The 15878-nt window shown below is 57.9% G+C and carries 17 protein-coding genes; 13 read left to right on the top strand and 4 right to left on the bottom strand.

The window, feature by feature from the left end; all coding sequences use genetic code 11:
* Nucleotides 1–71 precede the first annotated feature (71 nt).
* Nucleotides 72–1952, bottom strand: coding sequence for an outer membrane protein assembly factor (locus EAH73_RS17620; RefSeq protein WP_140468751.1), 1881 nt, complete (start codon nucleotides 1950–1952; stop codon nucleotides 72–74).
* A 74-nt stretch (nucleotides 1953–2026) separates the two neighbouring features.
* Here EAH73_RS17620 and hemW point away from each other — a divergent pair, with 74 nt between their 5' ends.
* From hemW to EAH73_RS17600, 4 genes are all read left to right on the top strand, one after another.
* Entirely contained in the window at nucleotides 2027–3163 is a 1137-nt protein-coding gene (gene hemW, locus EAH73_RS17615) for a radical SAM family heme chaperone HemW (protein ID WP_140468750.1), read from the top strand.
* A 170-nt stretch (nucleotides 3164–3333) separates the two neighbouring features.
* Nucleotides 3334–3747 carry a hypothetical protein gene (locus tag EAH73_RS17610; RefSeq protein WP_068238350.1) on the top strand — a complete coding sequence of 138 codons (414 nt, stop codon included), beginning with the start codon at nucleotides 3334–3336 and terminating at the stop codon, nucleotides 3745–3747.
* Nucleotides 3748–3788: 41 nt separating this feature from the next.
* Nucleotides 3789–4412, top strand: coding sequence for an alpha/beta fold hydrolase (locus EAH73_RS17605; RefSeq protein WP_140468749.1), 624 nt, complete (start codon nucleotides 3789–3791; stop codon nucleotides 4410–4412).
* Between the two features lie 59 nt (nucleotides 4413–4471).
* Nucleotides 4472–5116 carry a hypothetical protein gene (locus tag EAH73_RS17600; RefSeq protein WP_140468748.1) on the top strand — a complete coding sequence of 215 codons (645 nt, stop codon included), beginning with the start codon at nucleotides 4472–4474 and terminating at the stop codon, nucleotides 5114–5116.
* Between the two features lie 106 nt (nucleotides 5117–5222).
* Here the strand turns inward: EAH73_RS17600 and rpmA are convergent, their stop codons facing one another.
* Nucleotides 5223–5498 carry a 50S ribosomal protein L27 gene (gene rpmA / locus EAH73_RS17595; RefSeq protein WP_140468747.1) on the bottom strand — a complete coding sequence of 92 codons (276 nt, stop codon included), beginning with the start codon at nucleotides 5496–5498 and terminating at the stop codon, nucleotides 5223–5225.
* A gap of 109 nt (nucleotides 5499–5607) precedes the next feature.
* Nucleotides 5608–5913 carry a 50S ribosomal protein L21 gene (rplU, locus tag EAH73_RS17590; RefSeq protein WP_068238359.1) on the bottom strand — a complete coding sequence of 102 codons (306 nt, stop codon included), beginning with the start codon at nucleotides 5911–5913 and terminating at the stop codon, nucleotides 5608–5610.
* 530 nt (nucleotides 5914–6443) lie between these two features.
* Between rplU and EAH73_RS17585 the strand changes: the two genes are divergently transcribed.
* Complete coding sequence (locus EAH73_RS17585; RefSeq protein WP_140468746.1) at nucleotides 6444–7403, top strand: ribonucleoside-diphosphate reductase small subunit; 960 nt, start codon at nucleotides 6444–6446, stop codon at nucleotides 7401–7403.
* A gap of 142 nt (nucleotides 7404–7545) precedes the next feature.
* Nucleotides 7546–8466 carry a DUF6624 domain-containing protein gene (locus EAH73_RS17580; RefSeq protein WP_240047316.1) on the top strand — a complete coding sequence of 307 codons (921 nt, stop codon included), beginning with the start codon at nucleotides 7546–7548 and terminating at the stop codon, nucleotides 8464–8466.
* Between the two features lie 317 nt (nucleotides 8467–8783).
* Here EAH73_RS17580 and EAH73_RS17575 read toward each other — a convergent pair whose 3' ends face one another.
* Nucleotides 8784–9254, bottom strand: a complete 471-nt coding sequence (locus tag EAH73_RS17575; RefSeq protein ID WP_140468745.1) for a DUF1348 family protein — start codon at nucleotides 9252–9254, stop codon at nucleotides 8784–8786.
* Between the two features lie 567 nt (nucleotides 9255–9821).
* Here EAH73_RS17575 and EAH73_RS17570 point away from each other — a divergent pair.
* The 7 genes from EAH73_RS17570 (at nucleotide 9822) to EAH73_RS23170 (ending at nucleotide 15834) form a co-directional block, all read left to right on the top strand.
* Nucleotides 9822–12203 carry a ribonucleoside-diphosphate reductase subunit alpha gene (locus EAH73_RS17570; RefSeq protein ID WP_140468744.1) on the top strand — a complete coding sequence of 794 codons (2382 nt, stop codon included), beginning with the start codon at nucleotides 9822–9824 and terminating at the stop codon, nucleotides 12201–12203.
* Between the two features lie 189 nt (nucleotides 12204–12392).
* On the top strand, nucleotides 12393–13781 hold the full coding sequence (locus tag EAH73_RS17565; protein ID WP_140468743.1) for an AAA family ATPase: 1389 nt from the start codon (nucleotides 12393–12395) through the stop codon (nucleotides 13779–13781).
* Between the two features lie 18 nt (nucleotides 13782–13799).
* Nucleotides 13800–14513 (top strand): RloB family protein, encoded by a 714-nt coding sequence (locus EAH73_RS17560; RefSeq protein ID WP_140468742.1) that lies wholly within the window; start codon nucleotides 13800–13802, stop codon nucleotides 14511–14513.
* A 156-nt stretch (nucleotides 14514–14669) separates the two neighbouring features.
* Complete coding sequence (locus EAH73_RS17555) at nucleotides 14670–15005, top strand: DUF6883 domain-containing protein (protein ID WP_140468741.1); 336 nt, start codon at nucleotides 14670–14672, stop codon at nucleotides 15003–15005.
* On the top strand, nucleotides 15005–15226 hold the full coding sequence (locus EAH73_RS17550) for a DUF4926 domain-containing protein (RefSeq protein ID WP_140468740.1): 222 nt from the start codon (nucleotides 15005–15007) through the stop codon (nucleotides 15224–15226). The genes EAH73_RS17555 and EAH73_RS17550 overlap by 1 nt, the downstream gene beginning before the upstream one ends.
* Nucleotides 15227–15417: 191 nt before the next feature.
* A complete protein-coding gene (locus EAH73_RS17545) occupies nucleotides 15418–15693 on the top strand; it encodes a rhodanese-like domain-containing protein (RefSeq protein WP_140468739.1) in 276 nt (91 codons plus the stop codon).
* Nucleotides 15694–15834, top strand: a complete 141-nt coding sequence (locus tag EAH73_RS23170) for a rhodanese-like domain-containing protein (RefSeq protein ID WP_140468738.1) — start codon at nucleotides 15694–15696, stop codon at nucleotides 15832–15834.
* The last annotated feature ends 44 nt before the right edge of the window (nucleotides 15835–15878 follow it).

Genomic DNA, 15878 nt, shown 5'->3' with positions numbered 1-15878 from the left:
TTGCTAATAGCATCATTCGGCCAATATGGCTAGTAATTTGCTCAAAATATCCGGCATGGCAGGCCAGGGCCCTAGAACCGGTTGGTGATGCCGAAGTGGATTTTGGAGTTGCCCAGCGCGAAGCTCTGGTTGGCGCTGCTCGAACGCCCCACCGAATACACAAACTGAAACAGGCCCGCTGGCGTACGGAAGCTCAGGCCCGCGCCCAAGCCCGTGGGCTGGTCGGTAACCGCGGCCTGGCTGGCCACGGCCCCACGCCGGAAATACGCCTGGTCGGCAAACAAAAACACGTACGATTCGGCCCCGATGAACTGCCGGTACTCGGCCGTGGCCACGGCGTAGCTGCTGGCGTAAAACTGGTTTTCGTTGAAGCCCCGCAGCGAATTGAGGCCCCCCAGCCGGTACATCTCGTTGAGAAACAGGCGCTGGTTGGCCAAGCTCTCGCCGCGCACGCGCAGCAGCAGCACCCCCGCCCGGCCCACGGGGGCGTAGCGCTCGGCCCGCAGCGCCAGGGTGGTTTGCGTCGAGCGCAAGGCCAGGCTGTCGTACAGGTCGGAGCGCAAATCGGGATTGCGGGTGATGATTTTGGTGCCCACGGCAGCCTGGCCGTTCAGCAGGTAGCCGCGGTGCGGGAAAAACAGGTCATCCAGCGTGTTCCACGCGTAGCTCAAGCCGTAGGAAGTGTACTGCGAATCGATGTTTTCGGGCAGCACCGTGAGGGCCCTGGACGCGGCGCTGTCGGTAAACAGCCGCGAGTTGCGCTGCTCCACAAAAAACGTGACCCGCCCCGCCCGCGCCGACGGGTAGGTGACTTGCAGCCGTGGCCGCACCGTCAGGAAGGCGTCGGTTTGCTTGTACAGGTTGAAGCTGCCGGCCAGCTCCAGCGGCGTGCCGAAAAAATTGGGGTGAACGTATTGGATGTCAAGTAGCTGTGATAAGGCATCGACCTTGCGAAACTGCAAGCCCACCTGCTTGCCGCCGCCCTTCAGGTTGCGCAGGTTGATGGTGACGTCGCCCGTGAACTGCACGCCCTGGCCCGTGCCCGCGCCGGGCAGCACGCCCACAATGGCGTCGAACTGGTTCGAGGGCCTATCGTCGAGCAGCAAATACACCCGCGCCCGGCCCCGGGCGAAGCGTACTTCCGGCTCGGCCCGCAGCTTGAGGTAGGGGAGCTGGCGCAGGAGCTGGGCGGCGGCCTGCACCCGCTGCTGGCTGTAGGGCTGCCCCGGAAAGATTTGCAAGTACTTGGTCAAAAACCGCTTGCGCGTTTTAGTGGCTCCCACAATTTGGATGGAATCGAACACAATGGCCCGGCCGCGCTTCAGCACCACGCGGCCGGCAATGCTGTTGCCCTCCAGCCGCACCGAGTCGAGGCCCACCGTGGCGAAGGGGTAGCCCTGGTTTTCGGCTTCGGCCAGCACGCGCTCTTGCAGCTGGGCCCATTCGGCGGGCCGGAACGGGGCCTGCCGGAAAAACCGCTCGCGGTAGCCGGCGCGCGTCAGCAGGCCGTCGCCGAGGTTGCCGTTGCGCAGGTAGGCCCACCGAAATGGCTCGCCCACAAAAATGCGCGCCCGCACGGTGTCGGGGCCCCACTTTATTTCGTCGGCCGAGGCCGTGAGGTATGATTCGCCTTGCAGCGCTAGCACCAAATCGCGCAGCTCGCGCAGGGCGCTGAGCGAATCGGGTACGCTGGCCCTGGGCTTGTAGCGCCGCAATAGGGCCCGGTCGGCGGGTGCCGCATCGAGGCGCAGCACCCGCGGGTGCACCGGCCGCTTGGGGGCCCCGGCGGCCCGGGGCGCGGCGGCGGGTGGCGGCAGTGGGGGCGAGGCCAGCCCCGGCTGGTTGGGCACGGCGGGGTCGAGGGTGGGCGTCTGGGCGTGGGCGGCTGGGGCCCCCAGCAGCAGCGCCCAGCCCAGCAGCCAGCCAAAACGCAGAAAAAACCGGACGTACATTCGGGGACGATAACGCGCCAGCCGGCGTTTAATTTCCCGAATGTAAAACGGCCGCCTTCCCCGTTTTGCCGCCCATGCCCGGCCTCTACCTCCACATCCCGTTCTGCAAGCAAGCCTGCTCGTACTGCGATTTCCACTTCAGCACTTCGCTGGCCCTGAAAAGCCGTTTGGTAGACGCCCTGGTGCAGGAAATTGCCCTGCGCCAAAACTACCTAGGGCCCCAGGCCACGCTCGACACCATTTACTTCGGCGGCGGCACGCCATCTTTGCTTACTGCCAGTGAGTTAGGGTTGATATTCGAAGCCATCCACCGACACTTCGCCGTGGCGCCGGGGGCGGAAATTACGCTCGAAGCCAATCCCGACGACCTCACGGGCCCCAAGCTGGCCGAGCTGGCGGCCACCGCCGTCAACCGCCTCAGCATCGGCCTGCAAAGCTTCTACGAGCCGCACTTGCGCCTGATGAACCGGGCCCACACCGCCCCCGAATCGGCCGCGGCCGTGCGCCGCGCCCAGGACGCGGGCTTTGAAAACCTGTCCATCGACCTGATTTACGGCGTGCCCGCGCCCGGCCACCACATTTGGGAGGCCGACCTGGCCAACGCCTTCGCCTTGGAGGTGCCCCACGTGTCGGCCTACGCCCTCACCATCGAGCCCGACACGCTGCTGGGCCGCCGCCAGGGCAAGGGCACGTTTGCCGCGCCGCCCGACGAGTTCGTGGCCGTGCAGTTTGAACTACTGTTGGCTCAAATGGGGGCCCACGGCTATGGGCAGTACGAAATCAGCAATTTCTGCCGCCTCGGCCGCGAGTCGCGCCACAACGGCAACTACTGGCGCGGCGTGCCCTACCTGGGCGTGGGCCCCAGCGCCCATTCCTTCGACGGCCACAACCGCCAGTTCACCCTGGCCAACAACCCGCAGTACGTGGCCGCGGTGCTGGAGCGGGGCGAAGTGCCCGCCACCGTGGAGGAGCTAACGGCCCGCGACCGGGCCAACGAGTACCTGCTCACCACGTTGCGCACGGCCCGGGGCTGCGACCTGGCCCACCTGCGTGACGCCCTGGGCCTCGACCTAGCCAGGGCCCACCCAGCTTACCTGGCTACTCTCACGGCCCAGGGCTGGGCCACCATCCAACAGGAAGTGCTTACTTTGACCGACGCGGGCAAGCTGCTGGCCGACCAGATTACGCTGGAGCTGTTCATCGGCAACTAGATCGCAGATTATGCAGATTGACGCTGATTTCGCTTATTCAGAGACTGATTTATCAACCAAAACCCTATCTAAAAAAGCAGCGGCGACCACAAATTCGACAATAAGTAAGGTTATGATTAATCAATCGTTGAATCTGCGAAAATCCATTAAATCTGCATAATCTGCGATCTATGAAACTCCTGAGTGACAGCCTCGCCGACGACGTGGACTTCTTCGTGGAGCACGTGTACGTCGTGGCCATCGTGTTCGATAACACCGACGACGTGACGGTGTGGGCCACTACGGATTTCGACCACGAGCCCCACTTTTTCCACCTTGCCCTGCCGTTTCAGTCCCTTGACACGCTGCTGCGCCTCACCGCCGACCGCGCCGAAACTCTCCAAGAAGAAGTGGCCGACGCCCTGGCCGCCAGCGAGTGGCCCGCCCTGCTCGAATTTAACTCCGACGAAGCCCCGCCCGTGCCCCTGCCCAGCGTGGCCCTCAAGCTCTCCGTGACCTACCCCGCCGACGAGGAAGGCGAAGACGACCCCCAGCCCCACAACATCTTCTACCTCGAAGGGGTGTACGTGCGGCTCGATTCGTGACTGGGGCCCCCGCCGCACCTGTCTTCTACCTTATCCCCGGTTTGGGAGCCGACGAGCGGGTATTCCAGCGTTGGCAGCTAGCCGGTGAAGCGCACATCCTGAACTGGTTGCCGCCGCAGCCGGCCGCCGAGCCGCTGGCGCACTACGCCGCCCGGCTGGCCGCCGCCGTGCCGGTGGCGCAGGCGTGCTGGCTGGTGGGCGTATCGTTCGGGGGCCTGCTGGCGCTGGAGATGGCGCAGCTACGGCCCCTGGCGCGGGTGGTACTCATCTCCAGCTTGGCGGGGCCCCACGAGCTGCCCTGGCCACTACGCGTAGCCCGCGCCTTGGGCCTGGACCGCTTGGTGCCGCCCGCACTGCTCCAGCAATTGCCTTGGGCTGCCCGGTGGGCGTTCGGAGTCAAAACCCAAGGCGAATACGCGCTGCTCCGGCAAATCATTGCCGATACCGACCCCGCATTTGCCCAATGGGCCATTGGGCAGCTGTTGCGCTGGCGGGGCGTGCCGGGCCCGGGGCCCACCGCCCGCCTGCACAGTGCCCGCGACCGGTTGCTGCCGCCCACCACCGGCATCGATTGCCTCGTGGCCGAGGCTGGGCATTTCCTCGTGGTCAGCCACGCTGCCCAGATTAGCCAGGTTCTGAATCAGTTGGCAAAGAATAGCGACTAGTTCGCGGCTTTTGGCTTTACCTTGGGGAATAGTTAGCTCCGGTAATTATACTATTCCCCATGCGGTTGTTCAATGCATTTGCGGCGGCGGCGCTGGCCCTGAGCGTGGGGCCCCTGCGGGCGCAAAGCCTGCCGCCCCAGCTGCGGCTTAAAGCCGGCTTCAACCTCGCCCACTTCGTCATCAGCCCCGACGTGCGTGGCCGCTTGGTGGTGCCGCTGGCGCTGGGGGCCGAGTACCGCGTGGGGCCCCGGCTCAGCCTCTACGCCCAGGCCGAAGCCTATCTGCCCACGGGCCGCGCTACGGGCAACCGTCGGGCCCGGGCCGCGCTGCCCTTGCCGGGCGGCACCGGGGCCCTGGGTGTGCGCTACTACTACCACCACGCCCGCTCCACCGATTCGCTGGTCCGCCGCCCGGCCCGGTTCGGCGACTACCTGGCCTTAGAGGGCAGCGGCGAGTGGCAGGAACTGACCGCCGCCCGCAGCCGGGGGCGCCGCCGTAGCGCCACGCCGTCCCGGCTCGTGCCCGGCATGTACGCGCTGGTGGGCACACAGCGTGGCTGGGACGGCCACCCGCTGCTGTTTGATGCCAGCGCGGGCTTGGGCGTGCAGGCCCCCGCGCAGTACTACGCCCGCCCCGAGCAAGTGCCCACGCACGCCTGGGCCGTAGCGGCTCAAGTCAACCTGCGGGTGTACTTCGGCCACTAATCAATCCGGCTACCGACCAACTAACTGGAACTGCCCGAAACCAAGAAAGGGCAGCCCCGTTAGGAGCAGCCCTTTTCTGGTTTGCCCGAAGGCAATGTGCTTAGCGTTAGGCTTGGGCGGCTTCGGCCACGGCCGGAACTACCGTCACAAACGAACGGTCTTTGCGGCCCTTGTTGAACTGCACGGTGCCGTCAACCAAGGCGAACAGCGTGTGGTCCTTGCCGATGCCCACGTTGGCGCCGGGGTGGTGGCTGGTGCCGCGCTGGCGCACGATGATGTTACCGGCGATGAGCGACTGCCCGCCGAAAATTTTCACGCCGAGGCGCTTGGAATGCGATTCGCGGCCGTTGTTCGACGAGCCGACACCTTTCTTGTGAGCCATTTTATGGGAGCTTTTAGCCAATAGCTAACAGCTATTGACTTTTAAAAAATCAGATCAACTAGCAGAACCAGAAGCCAATAGCTAGTAGCTATGGGCTAAAAGCTCACAACTAGCCGATGCTGTTAATCATTACTTTGGTGTAGTCCTGGCGGTGGCCGTTCATCTTCTGGTAGCCCTTGCGGCGCTTCTTCTTGAAGACGAGTACCTTATCGCCCTTTACGTGGGCGAGGATGGTACCGGTCACGGCCACGTCCAAGGTGGGGGCGCCTACAGTGAGGGTGCCGTTGTCATCGGTCAACAGGGCATTGCCCAATTGCACGGTGTCACCGACGTTGCCGGCCAGCTTGTAGGCGTAAACGAATTTGTTGGCTTCAACTTTGGTCTGTCGGCCAGCGATATTGACAATAGCGTACATCGGTCTGCGCGGGGTTTCTGAAAATCGGAAGGCAAAAGTACGCGGTTGATTTTGGAAAACCAAACCTAAATCGTTAATCCTCATTTGCCCGGCGTTTTATTGGGGCCCGCCCGGGGCCCTCAAATGCGGCCTAGAACCCCGCCGGCCACCGGGGCCCCGGGTAGGGCCCCGGCCCCAAATTGCATTGAGGTAAGGCGGAAATTGTGGACAAGTGCTACTTATCCACAGGTGCGATGTGGATAAGTGTCTGTAAATGGGTGAATTTTCGATGTTTTCGTGGAGTATTACTGGAATGTTGCCAACTGCCGGTGAACCGGATGCTACCGGGAAAACGGCCTTAGTGATGAGCTTTTTGAAGAAAAAAGGCCTCGAAAAAAATCTGCATTTTTCCGCGCCCTAATAGTCCGGTACTTGCCTATCTTTGAAGTCGGGGCCCTGCGTGGCCGCCGCCGCCCGGCCAAACAACGGCCGCGCGGGCCGGTTTGCTTGCCCATCCCCTTCGCCTTTTCGCCATCCCTAGCCCCTACCGCATGGAACCGCTCCTCGCCGAAAACCCCAACCGCTTCGTCCTTTTTCCGATCCAGAACGCCGAGGTGTGGCAGTTCTACAAGCAGGCCGAAGCCTCGTTCTGGACCGCCGAGGAAATTGACCTGAGCCAGGACCAAAAAGACTGGAACAACCTCAACGACAACGAGCGCCACTTCATCAAGCACGTGCTGGCCTTCTTCGCTGCCTCCGACGGCATTGTGAACGAAAACCTGGCCGTCAACTTCATGCAGGAGGTGCAGCTGCCCGAGGCGCGCTGCTTCTACGGCTTCCAGATTATGATGGAAAATATTCACAGCGAGACCTATTCACTGCTGATTGACACTTACATCAAAGACCCCAAGGAGAAGGACTACCTCTTCAATGCCCTCGAAACGGTGCCCGCCGTGCAGAAGAAAGGCGAGTGGGCCCTGAAGTGGATCAACTCGGAGAACTTTGCCGAGCGCCTCGTGGCCTTCGCGGCCGTGGAGGGCATCTTCTTCTCAGGCTCGTTCTGTTCGATTTTCTGGCTGAAAAAGCGCGGCCTCATGCCCGGCCTTACGTTCTCCAATGAGCTGATTTCGCGCGATGAAGGGCTGCACTGCGACTTCGCCTGCCTGCTCTACAGCTACCTCGAAAACAAGCTGCCCACCGAGCGCGTGCAAGCCATCATCCGCGACGCTGTGGCCATCGAGCAAGAGTTTGTGACGGAGGCCCTGCCCGTGAGCCTCATCGGCATGAACGCCAAGACGATGTCGCAGTACATCGAGTTTGTGGCCGACCGCCTGTTGGTGTCCTTGGGCTGCGGCAAAATTTACAACACCGCCAACCCGTTCGACTTCATGGAAATGATTTCGGTGCAGGGCAAAACCAACTTCTTCGAAAAGCGCGTGGCTGAGTACCAGAAGGCTGGCGTGATGAGCGAGCGCAACGACAACGTGTTCTCGCTGGACGAGGATTTCTAAGCCGCTGCTTCGTAGCTAATTGCAAGAGCCCGCGGCGTAAGCTGCGGGCTCTTTTTTTGTGCCTGATCATCGAGGAATAGGAGAGTAGCAACCCGGCTACGTACTTTATTTGTGCCCAGTATCTGCCACTATTTCCTGTCTCATGAAAATTCGCTTACTGGCTATTGCCCTGCTGTTTGCTGCGCAAGGAGCGTGCGCCCAAACGACTGCTACTGCGCTTGATGAGCAGGCAATGACCGCATACAACGCCAAAGATTATGGCAAGGCGGGGCAACTGACTGACCAAGCGTTGCGCGCCAAGAAGCAGCCCAGGGCAAACGACTATTACAATGCGGCTTGCATGTGGGCAATGGCCGGCAATGCCGATAAAGCCTTTGGCTACCTTGGCCAAGCCACCAAGGCGGACTACGACGATGTGGCGCACCTGCGGGCCGACAGCGACCTAATCAGCCTGCACACTGACCGCCGCTGGCAACCGCTAATCGCCGGGCTGGATACCAAGGTGGCGCAGGCCGAGGCCCACGTAAACCAAGCGCTTAAAAAGCAACTGGCCGAAATACGTCTTGCCGACCAGGGGATTCGCTTGAAGATTGACTCGGTAGAGAAAAAATCGGGGATGGATGCCGCGATGGCCCCGGCCTTGGTGCAGGAGATGCAGGCGGTTGATACGCGCAACCTGGCGCAGTTAGTGACCATTATTGACAAGTATGGCTGGCCTGGCCGCAGCCTAGTGGGCAAAGCGGGAGCTACTACGGCCTTCCTGGTGGTGCAGCACTCTGACGCGGATACGCAACGCAAGTACCTGCCGCTGCTACGAGAAGCCGCCGCTAAGGGCGAGCTGGAAAAATCGGCGTTGGCACTACTCGAAGATCGGGTACTGATGGGGCAGGGGAAGCCACAGATTTATGGCAGCCAACTGACGGCGAACATGGACACGAAAAAGTATCAATTCTATGCCATTGAGGATGAAGCGCATGTAGACGAGCGCCGGGCGGCTATGGGCCTGGAACCGCTGGCCGACTATGCCAAGCGGTTTGGCCTCGACTACCAGCCGAAGAAGTAAGTGCCGCAGTTCATTCGCAATGACCGATACAGCAGTTAGCCAGGTACTTGGCGAGTTGACTTCGGCCTATGGCTGGCGGGAAAGTAGGTAAGCCTTGGTTGCGCAACGCTATGGCTTCGCGGTATTGGCGTTGGCAAAGCAAGTGTACGCTTTCGCCCTAAACTGCCCGGTAGACTGGCAAATGGCTACGCTGATGGATGCGCTTGCTGCGCTAAGAGTGGCCGTGCTGGCAACATATCTTTTTCTCACCCCTGGCAGCGTGCAACATCTTGGCAATCAATTCTCATGCTCTTGGAAGTGAAGAGATTACCTGGAGACTACAGCCCCAGTTCCGTCAGCCCCGGGTAATCCGCTGGCCGGGGGCCCTGGGGCCAGTGGAATTTGCGGTCCGACTCACTGATGGCCACGTCGTTGATGCTGGCTTCGCGGCGCTGCATGAGGCCCTGGGCGTCAAATTCCCACTGCTCGTTGCCGTAGGCGCGGAACCACTGGCCCTGGGCGTTGCGGTACTCGTACTGGAAGCGCACGGCAATGCGGTGCTCGTGGAAGCCCCACAGCTCCTTGATGAGACGGTACTCGTGCTCCTGCTGCCACTTGCGGGTGAGGAAGGCCTGGATGGCGGCGCGGCCGCTGATGAACTCGCTGCGGTTGCGCCACTGGCTGGCCTCGGTGTAGGCCAGGGCCACGCGGGCGGGGTCGCAGGTGTTCCAGGCGTCTTCGGCGAGGCGGGCTTTTTGGGTGGCCGTTTCGAAGGTGAAGGGGGGCAGGGGCGGGCGGGCGTCGGGCATGGGGGCGGTTGGTGGGGGGGCGGGTGACCTTTTGAAAGATGCGGTATCCACGGCTGAGCGCAAGCTATGGCTTTCACCCTTTATTCCCATCCGGTTATGAACCCCTCGCCCAACCAGTGGCCGTTGCCCGGCCAAGTAGACCCGGCGCTTTCGCCCTGTGCTTTCTGCCGCCGCCGGCTGCGCATTGGCGGCCGGCCGGTTTTTGCCTCCTGCTCGTGCAAAGCCTTTGGGCCCCCGGTCACGATTGGGGCCCTAGTGGTGGGTGGAGTGCTGATAGTGAGCGGGCTATGCTGGTTTATTAACAGAAAATAGTGCATATTGCGCGTGGTACAATGCCAACAATTACCTGACCTATAATCATTATTCATTTAATGGTAACCTACACCGCCCGGCTCGTTTTTTAAAAAGCGGCCGGGCGGCCTCATTTTCAGGCTATGTGGAAAACTTCTAAACTTTTCCCTTGGGGCCCCCTAACCTTCGGAGTAATTTCCGGTCTTGAAAGTCCTGGTTCTGCTTAGCAGGCCACTTAAATATTCCCCTTTGCTTACCCCAAAGACCTAAGAAAATATGCTGGTAATTAAACGCGACGGCCGCCGCGAGTCCGTGAAATTTGATAAAGTCACGGCCCGGATTGAGAAGCTGTGCTACGGCTTGCACATGGATTTCGTGTCGCCGATTGAGGTGGCCAAGAAGGTGATTGACGGCATCTACGACGGCGTGACGACCGTGGAGCTAGACAACCTCGCCGCCGAAACCGCCGCCTCCCTCACCACCCGCCACCCCGACTACGCCATCCTGGCGGCCCGCATCGCGGTGAGCAACCTGCACAAGGTGACGTCGAAGTCGTTCAGCAGCACCATGAAGCGGCTGTACACCTACGAGGACCCCAAGAACGGCGACAACGCCTCGCTGCTGGCCAAGGACGTGTGGGAGGTGATCCACAACCACGCCGCCACGCTGGACTCGGCCATCATCTACGACCGGGACTACAACTACGACTTCTTCGGCTTTAAGACGCTGGAGCGGAGCTACTTGCTGCGCCTCGACGGCAAGGTGGTGGAGCGGCCCCAGCACATGCTGATGCGCGTGTCGGTGGGCATCCATAAGGAGGACATTGACTCGGCCATTAAGACGTACAACATGCTGAGCGAGCGGTGGTTTACCCACGCTACGCCCACGCTCTTCAACGCCGGCACGCCGAAGCCGCAGATGTCGTCGTGCTTCCTGCTGACGATGAAGGACGACTCGATTGACGGCATTTACGACACGCTGAAAAACTGCGCCCTGATTTCGCAGTCGGCCGGCGGCATCGGCCTGTCGGTGAGCAACGTGCGTGCCACGGGCTCCTACATCAAGGGCACCAACGGCAACTCCAACGGCCTGGTGCCGATGCTGAAAGTGTTCAACGACACGGCCCGCTACGTGGACCAGGGCGGCGGCAAGCGCAAGGGCGCCTTCGCCATTTACCTGGAGCCCTGGCACGCCGACATTTTCGAGTTCCTGGACCTGAAGAAGAACCACGGCAAGGAGGAAATGCGCGCCCGCGACCTGTTTTACGCCATGTGGACGCCCGACTTGTTCATGAAGCGCGTGGAGGACAACGGCGACTGGACGCTGATGTGCCCCCACGAGTGCCCGGGCATGGAGAACTCCTGGGGCCCCGAGTTTGAGAAGCTGTACCTGAAGTACGAGCGCGAGGGCCGCGGCCGCCGCACCATCAAGGCGCAGGAGCTGTGGTTCGCCATTCTGGAAAGCCAGACGGAGACGGGCACGCCCTACATGCTGTTTAAGGACGCGGCCAACCGCAAGAGCAACCAGCAGAACCTGGGCACCATCAAGAGCAGCAACCTGTGCACCGAGATTCTGGAGTACACGGACAAGGACGAAATTGCGGTGTGCAACTTGGCCTCGTTGGCGCTGCCCCGCTACCTGGTGACGGATGCCAAGGGCAACACCACCTTCGACCACGCCAAGCTGTACGAGGTGACGTACCAGGCCACGCTGAACCTGAACAAGGTGATTGACGTGAACTACTACCCGGTGCCCGAAACGCAGAAGTCGAACTTCCGCCACCGCCCCATCGGGCTGGGCGTGCAGGGCCTGGCCGATACGTTCATCGCGCTGCGCATGCCGTTCGAGAGCGACGAGGCCTCGGGCCTGAACGAGGACATCTTCGAAACCATCTACTTCGCCGCCATGACGGCCTCGAAGGACCTGGCGATGAAGGACGGGGCCTACGAAACCTTCCAGGGCTCGCCCCTGAGCAAGGGCCAGTTCCAGTTCGACCTGTGGGGCGTGACGCCCAAGTCGGGCCGCTGGGACTGGGACACGCTGCGCGCCCAGGTGGTGGAGCACGGCGTGCGCAACTCGCTGCTGGTGGCGCCCATGCCCACGGCCAGCACCGCCCAAATCCTGGGCAACAACGAGTCGTTTGAGCCCTACACGAGCAACATTTACGTGCGGCGCGTGCTGAGCGGCGAGTTCATGGTGGTGAACAAGCACTTGCTGAAGGACCTGGTGGCCCTGGGCCTGTGGAACGACGCGATGAAGCAGGAAATCATCGCCGCCAACGGCTCGGTGCAGGGCATTGCCCGCATCCCGCAGCACATCAAGGACCTGTACAAGACGGTGTGGGAGATTTCGCAGCGCCGCATCATCGACATGTCGGCCGACCGCGGGGCCTACATCTGCCAGAGCCAGAGCCTGAACCTGCACGTGCTGAACGTGAACTTCGGCAAGCTCACCAGCATGCACTTCCACAGCTGGAAGCGCGGCCTGAAAACCGGCATGTACTACCTGCGCACCAAAGCCGCCGCCGACGCCATCAAGTTCACGGTGGAAAAGCAAGCCGCCGAAACCCTGGAGCCGATGCTCGTCGCCGCCCAGAACCAAAGCGACATGAGCTGCTCACTGGATAACCCAGACGCCTGCGAGGCCTGCGGGTCGTAAGGTTGGTTTCATTTACAAAAAGGCCCATCCTGTAAGGGATGGGCCTTTTTTATATTTATGCTACATCATATAAGCAATTTTTGGCTTGGTTTTTTAAACGGGGTATATAGGTGATTAAGAAAAAATGCCTGCATAAGGGCTGGAAGATGTGAAAAATTCACTTAATTTGCCCAAAATTAACTAGAAACCATGCTAATTCGTCTGTCAGTAGAAAATTTCCGATCTATAAAGGATAGAGTTGAGCTAAGCCTGATTCCAGGCAAAACTCAACGTTTAGAAAATCATGTATTCAAGGGTACAGGTAAAAATGGGCTTGATGTATTGAAAGGTGCTATAATATATGGTGCTAATGCCTCTGGTAAGTCGAACTTAGTTAAAGCAGTATTACTTGCTAGGAATCTAGTAAAAAAAGGAACAAGAGCTAATCAATCGATAAGCGTTACTCCTTTTAAGTTAAATACTGTTTCAAACAATAGTCCTACAAGGATTGAATTTGAATTCAGGTCTAAAGGTATGCAATTGGCATATGGGTTTTCAATAACAAGTTTGCATGTTGTTGAAGAATGGCTTTTTTTGATAGGGAAAGGTAAAGAAGAAGTGGTTTTTGAACGAGTTTTTGATATTGATAGTAATAAATATAAAACAACATTTGGAAAAATAAAATTTAAGAATAATGAAGAAAAACAATTTTTGAATTTTGTCGCCAAGGGTACAAGGCATAATCAATTATTTTTAGCTGAGGTAATAGAGCGGGAAGTTAAAGAGAACGTCAGTGGCATAGATTCAATCATGAATGCTATCTACTGGTTTGATAAGATTTTAACTGTTATTACACCAAAATCACGGTATCATGGAATAGAAGCCAAGATTCAAAAAAATCAAGATAAATCGATTCATTATGCTAATTATTTAAATCATTTTGACACTGGAATTAATGGAATAGACTTAGTTGAATCTGATTTTGAACAGTTCTCAGGGCAGGGAGATAGGTTAAAGCAGGATTCGATAGAGAAAATAAAGGCTTTGAAAGAGGGAGAAAATCTTTTTATAAATGCACCAGATAGCTCCCGTTATATGATATGCAAAAGTGATGATGATGACGACTTAAAATTGTTTAAGTTAGTTACTCAGCATAGGCATATTGATTCGGATCAGATCTCATACTTTGATCTAAATGAAGAATCCGATGGAACACAACGTCTAATGGATTTAATTCCTGGATTTATTGATGCTATCGAGGGTGAAAAGGTCTTTTTTATTGATGAATTAGATAGGAGTTTGCATCCAGTCATATCTAGGACAATAATTGATGACTTTTTTAATAAAAATCCAGCTAGTAAAAGTCAACTTATAGTCACAACGCACGAAGCTTCTTTACTGGATCAAGATATCATAAGAAAGGATGAAATATGGTTTGTCGAAAAAAATAAGGATGGCGTATCTACTGCTTATTCACTGGAAGAATTTAAACCAGTGCGATTTGATACTGATATTCAGAAAGGATATTTGAATGGTCGTTATGGCGCTATCCCTTTCATCAGGGGGGCACAGCACGTCGCTGATTTCCTTAACGAGTAATCATTTGATAATTTTTTTATGGGCCGCGAGCAACGACCTTTCGACAGGATTTCTGAAGTGCGAGACGCCAAGCTTTTTGTGCTTGCAGCTGAAGGTGAAAGAACAGAGGTCGATTACTTTAAATACTTTAAAGAATCTTTAAATGTAAATCCTTCAAGAATTCATATAAAAATACTAGAGCGAGAGCCGGATAAAAAGGGCAACGGCTCTCCCAAGGAAGTAATTGCCCAACTTGATGATTATAAGCTAAAAAACGATTTGAATGCAGATGATGAGCTGTGGCTGCTTATAGATAGGGATAAGCAAACATGGTCTTCAAGCGAAATAAGTCAAGTTGCTAGGTCGTGTAAACAAAAGAAATATGGCTTCGCTTTAAGCAATCCTTGTTTTGAATTATGGTTGCTTTTGCACTTCAAAGATTTATCAAATGCTAGTATAGAAGAAAAAAAGCTTATGCTTGAGAATAAAAAAGTCACTTCTAAAAAAACATATCTTAAACATCAAGTTGGTCTTGCTATAAAAGGTGCGGGCTATAATCCTTCTAACCTTAATGGTGCGGAATTTATCAAATACATACCAGATGCTATTGCTAGAGCAAAGGCATTAGATAAAAATGAAAAAACGCGCTGGACTTTGGATCTTGGGACAAGAGTTTATATATTAATAGAGAATATTTTCCAGATTATCCCTATTGCTTTAGTAAACAGCTTACGAGATGTACCTGAAGCTTAATAGTTCTGGTGAAAGCTAAAATTCGTGATGCCCTAGCCGCTGCCGCCCCCGGTAGCGGCTGGTTTGGTTTTGGGGTAGGGGCCCCGGGCGGGGTTTGTATCTTCACCACATGGAAACTCCTGTTTCGGCGGCCCACCCGCACAGTAGTTTTGCCGGATGACGCTTTACGACAAGCCGCTGTTTGTAGCGCCCAACAAGGTGCAGGACTACCTACTCAATCCGGACCACCCCATTGGCGGGGCCAAAGCCCGGTTCTTCCTCGGCATCGGTTATTCGCGTGAGCACTACGAGCAGCTAATTGCCGATTTGATTGAGCACGGCCATACCCGCACCGTGACGGAGGAGAAAGATTCGCCCTACGGCGTTAAATTCGTAGTAGATGGCCCGCTGCTGGCCCCCAACGGCCGGGAGTACCCGCTGCGCACCGTGTGGATGGAACAATCGCCTGGCACGTTCGTTTTGTTAATCACTGCACACTTATTCGACCGCTGATGAAACCCTTTGCTGAATTAGACATCGTGCAATTGCAGCAGGCGCACCCCGAATGTGGCTTGCCAGCGGGGGCCCCCGGTACCGTCGTGCTGGTGCACCGGCAGGGCGAAGCCTACGAAGTAGAATTTGTGTGCCCTGACGGCATTACTCAAGCGGTATTGACCTTGCCGGCTGCCGAAGTGGCTGCCCCAGTTGCTCACGCGGTACGGCAAGCAGCGTAACTGCTTTGTAACCCTAGCTTCCCCAGCCGCCCCGAGTGCGGCTGGTTTGCGCTTGGGAGCAGGGGCCCAACGGTAGCGCAGCACGCGGCTTTTGCCAACGGCCCGCGCCATTTTCCCGGGGTAAGGCGCTGTACCTTCACCGTACCCGTTTTCGGTGGCGCTCCGGCGCTTGTTCCTTACTCCTTGGGCACATGAAAAAACTTGCCTTCCTGCTCCTGGCGGCTATTGCCGCGGGCTGCAGCCAATCCTTTCCGCAGGCCGCCGCAACGGCCCCGGCTGCTGCACCAACGGCCACCGGGCTGGCCCCTAGGGGCCCCACGGCTGCCATCAACACGCCCAAAGCCAAGCAGCTGCTGGCCCAGCCCGCCACGGTGGTGCTGGACGTGCGCACGCCCGCCGAGTTCCTCACCGGGCACCTAAGCCAGGCGCGCAACCTCAACGTGAGCAGCGACGATTTTGCCCGGTAGGTGGCCCAGCTCGATACAGCCCAGACCTACGTGCTGTACTGCCGCTCGGGCAAGCGTAGCAGCAAAGCCGCTGATGTTATGTACCAGCAGGGCTTCCGCCACGTGGTGAACGGCGGCGGCTACTCCGACCTAGCGAAGTAGCCGCCGCCGGTTGGCCCGCTGGGGGCCTCGGGCGGCCCGGCGGG

The sequence above is a fragment of the Hymenobacter nivis genome, assembly GCF_006439025.1.
Taxonomy (GTDB): domain Bacteria; phylum Bacteroidota; class Bacteroidia; order Cytophagales; family Hymenobacteraceae; genus Hymenobacter; species Hymenobacter nivis_A.
The sequence above is the reverse complement of the archived record's forward strand: the minus strand, read 5'-3'. Positions and strand labels throughout refer to the sequence as shown.

Bases quoted from the DNA above. Each gene is read 5' to 3' on its own strand.
- EAH73_RS17620 (WP_140468751.1), bottom strand. From the start codon at position 1,952: ATGTACGTCCGGTTTTTTCTGCGTTTTGGCTGGCTGCTGGGCTGGGCG.
- hemW (WP_140468750.1), top strand. From the start codon at position 2,027: ATGCCCGGCCTCTACCTCCACATCCCGTTCTGCAAGCAAGCCTGCTCG.
- EAH73_RS17610 (WP_068238350.1), top strand. From the start codon at position 3,334: ATGAAACTCCTGAGTGACAGCCTCGCCGACGACGTGGACTTCTTCGTG.
- EAH73_RS17600 (WP_140468748.1), top strand. From the start codon at position 4,472: ATGCGGTTGTTCAATGCATTTGCGGCGGCGGCGCTGGCCCTGAGCGTG.
- rpmA (WP_140468747.1), bottom strand. From the start codon at position 5,498: ATGGCTCACAAGAAAGGTGTCGGCTCGTCGAACAACGGCCGCGAATCG.
- rplU (WP_068238359.1), bottom strand. From the start codon at position 5,913: ATGTACGCTATTGTCAATATCGCTGGCCGACAGACCAAAGTTGAAGCC.
- EAH73_RS17585 (WP_140468746.1), top strand. From the start codon at position 6,444: ATGGAACCGCTCCTCGCCGAAAACCCCAACCGCTTCGTCCTTTTTCCG.
- EAH73_RS17580 (WP_240047316.1), top strand. From the start codon at position 7,546: ATGAAAATTCGCTTACTGGCTATTGCCCTGCTGTTTGCTGCGCAAGGA.
- EAH73_RS17575 (WP_140468745.1), bottom strand. From the start codon at position 9,254: ATGCCCGACGCCCGCCCGCCCCTGCCCCCCTTCACCTTCGAAACGGCC.
- EAH73_RS17570 (WP_140468744.1), top strand. From the start codon at position 9,822: ATGCTGGTAATTAAACGCGACGGCCGCCGCGAGTCCGTGAAATTTGAT.
- EAH73_RS17565 (WP_140468743.1), top strand. From the start codon at position 12,393: ATGCTAATTCGTCTGTCAGTAGAAAATTTCCGATCTATAAAGGATAGA.
- EAH73_RS17560 (WP_140468742.1), top strand. From the start codon at position 13,800: ATGGGCCGCGAGCAACGACCTTTCGACAGGATTTCTGAAGTGCGAGAC.
- EAH73_RS17555 (WP_140468741.1), top strand. From the start codon at position 14,670: ATGACGCTTTACGACAAGCCGCTGTTTGTAGCGCCCAACAAGGTGCAG.
- EAH73_RS17550 (WP_140468740.1), top strand. From the start codon at position 15,005: ATGAAACCCTTTGCTGAATTAGACATCGTGCAATTGCAGCAGGCGCAC.
- EAH73_RS17545 (WP_140468739.1), top strand. From the start codon at position 15,418: ATGAAAAAACTTGCCTTCCTGCTCCTGGCGGCTATTGCCGCGGGCTGC.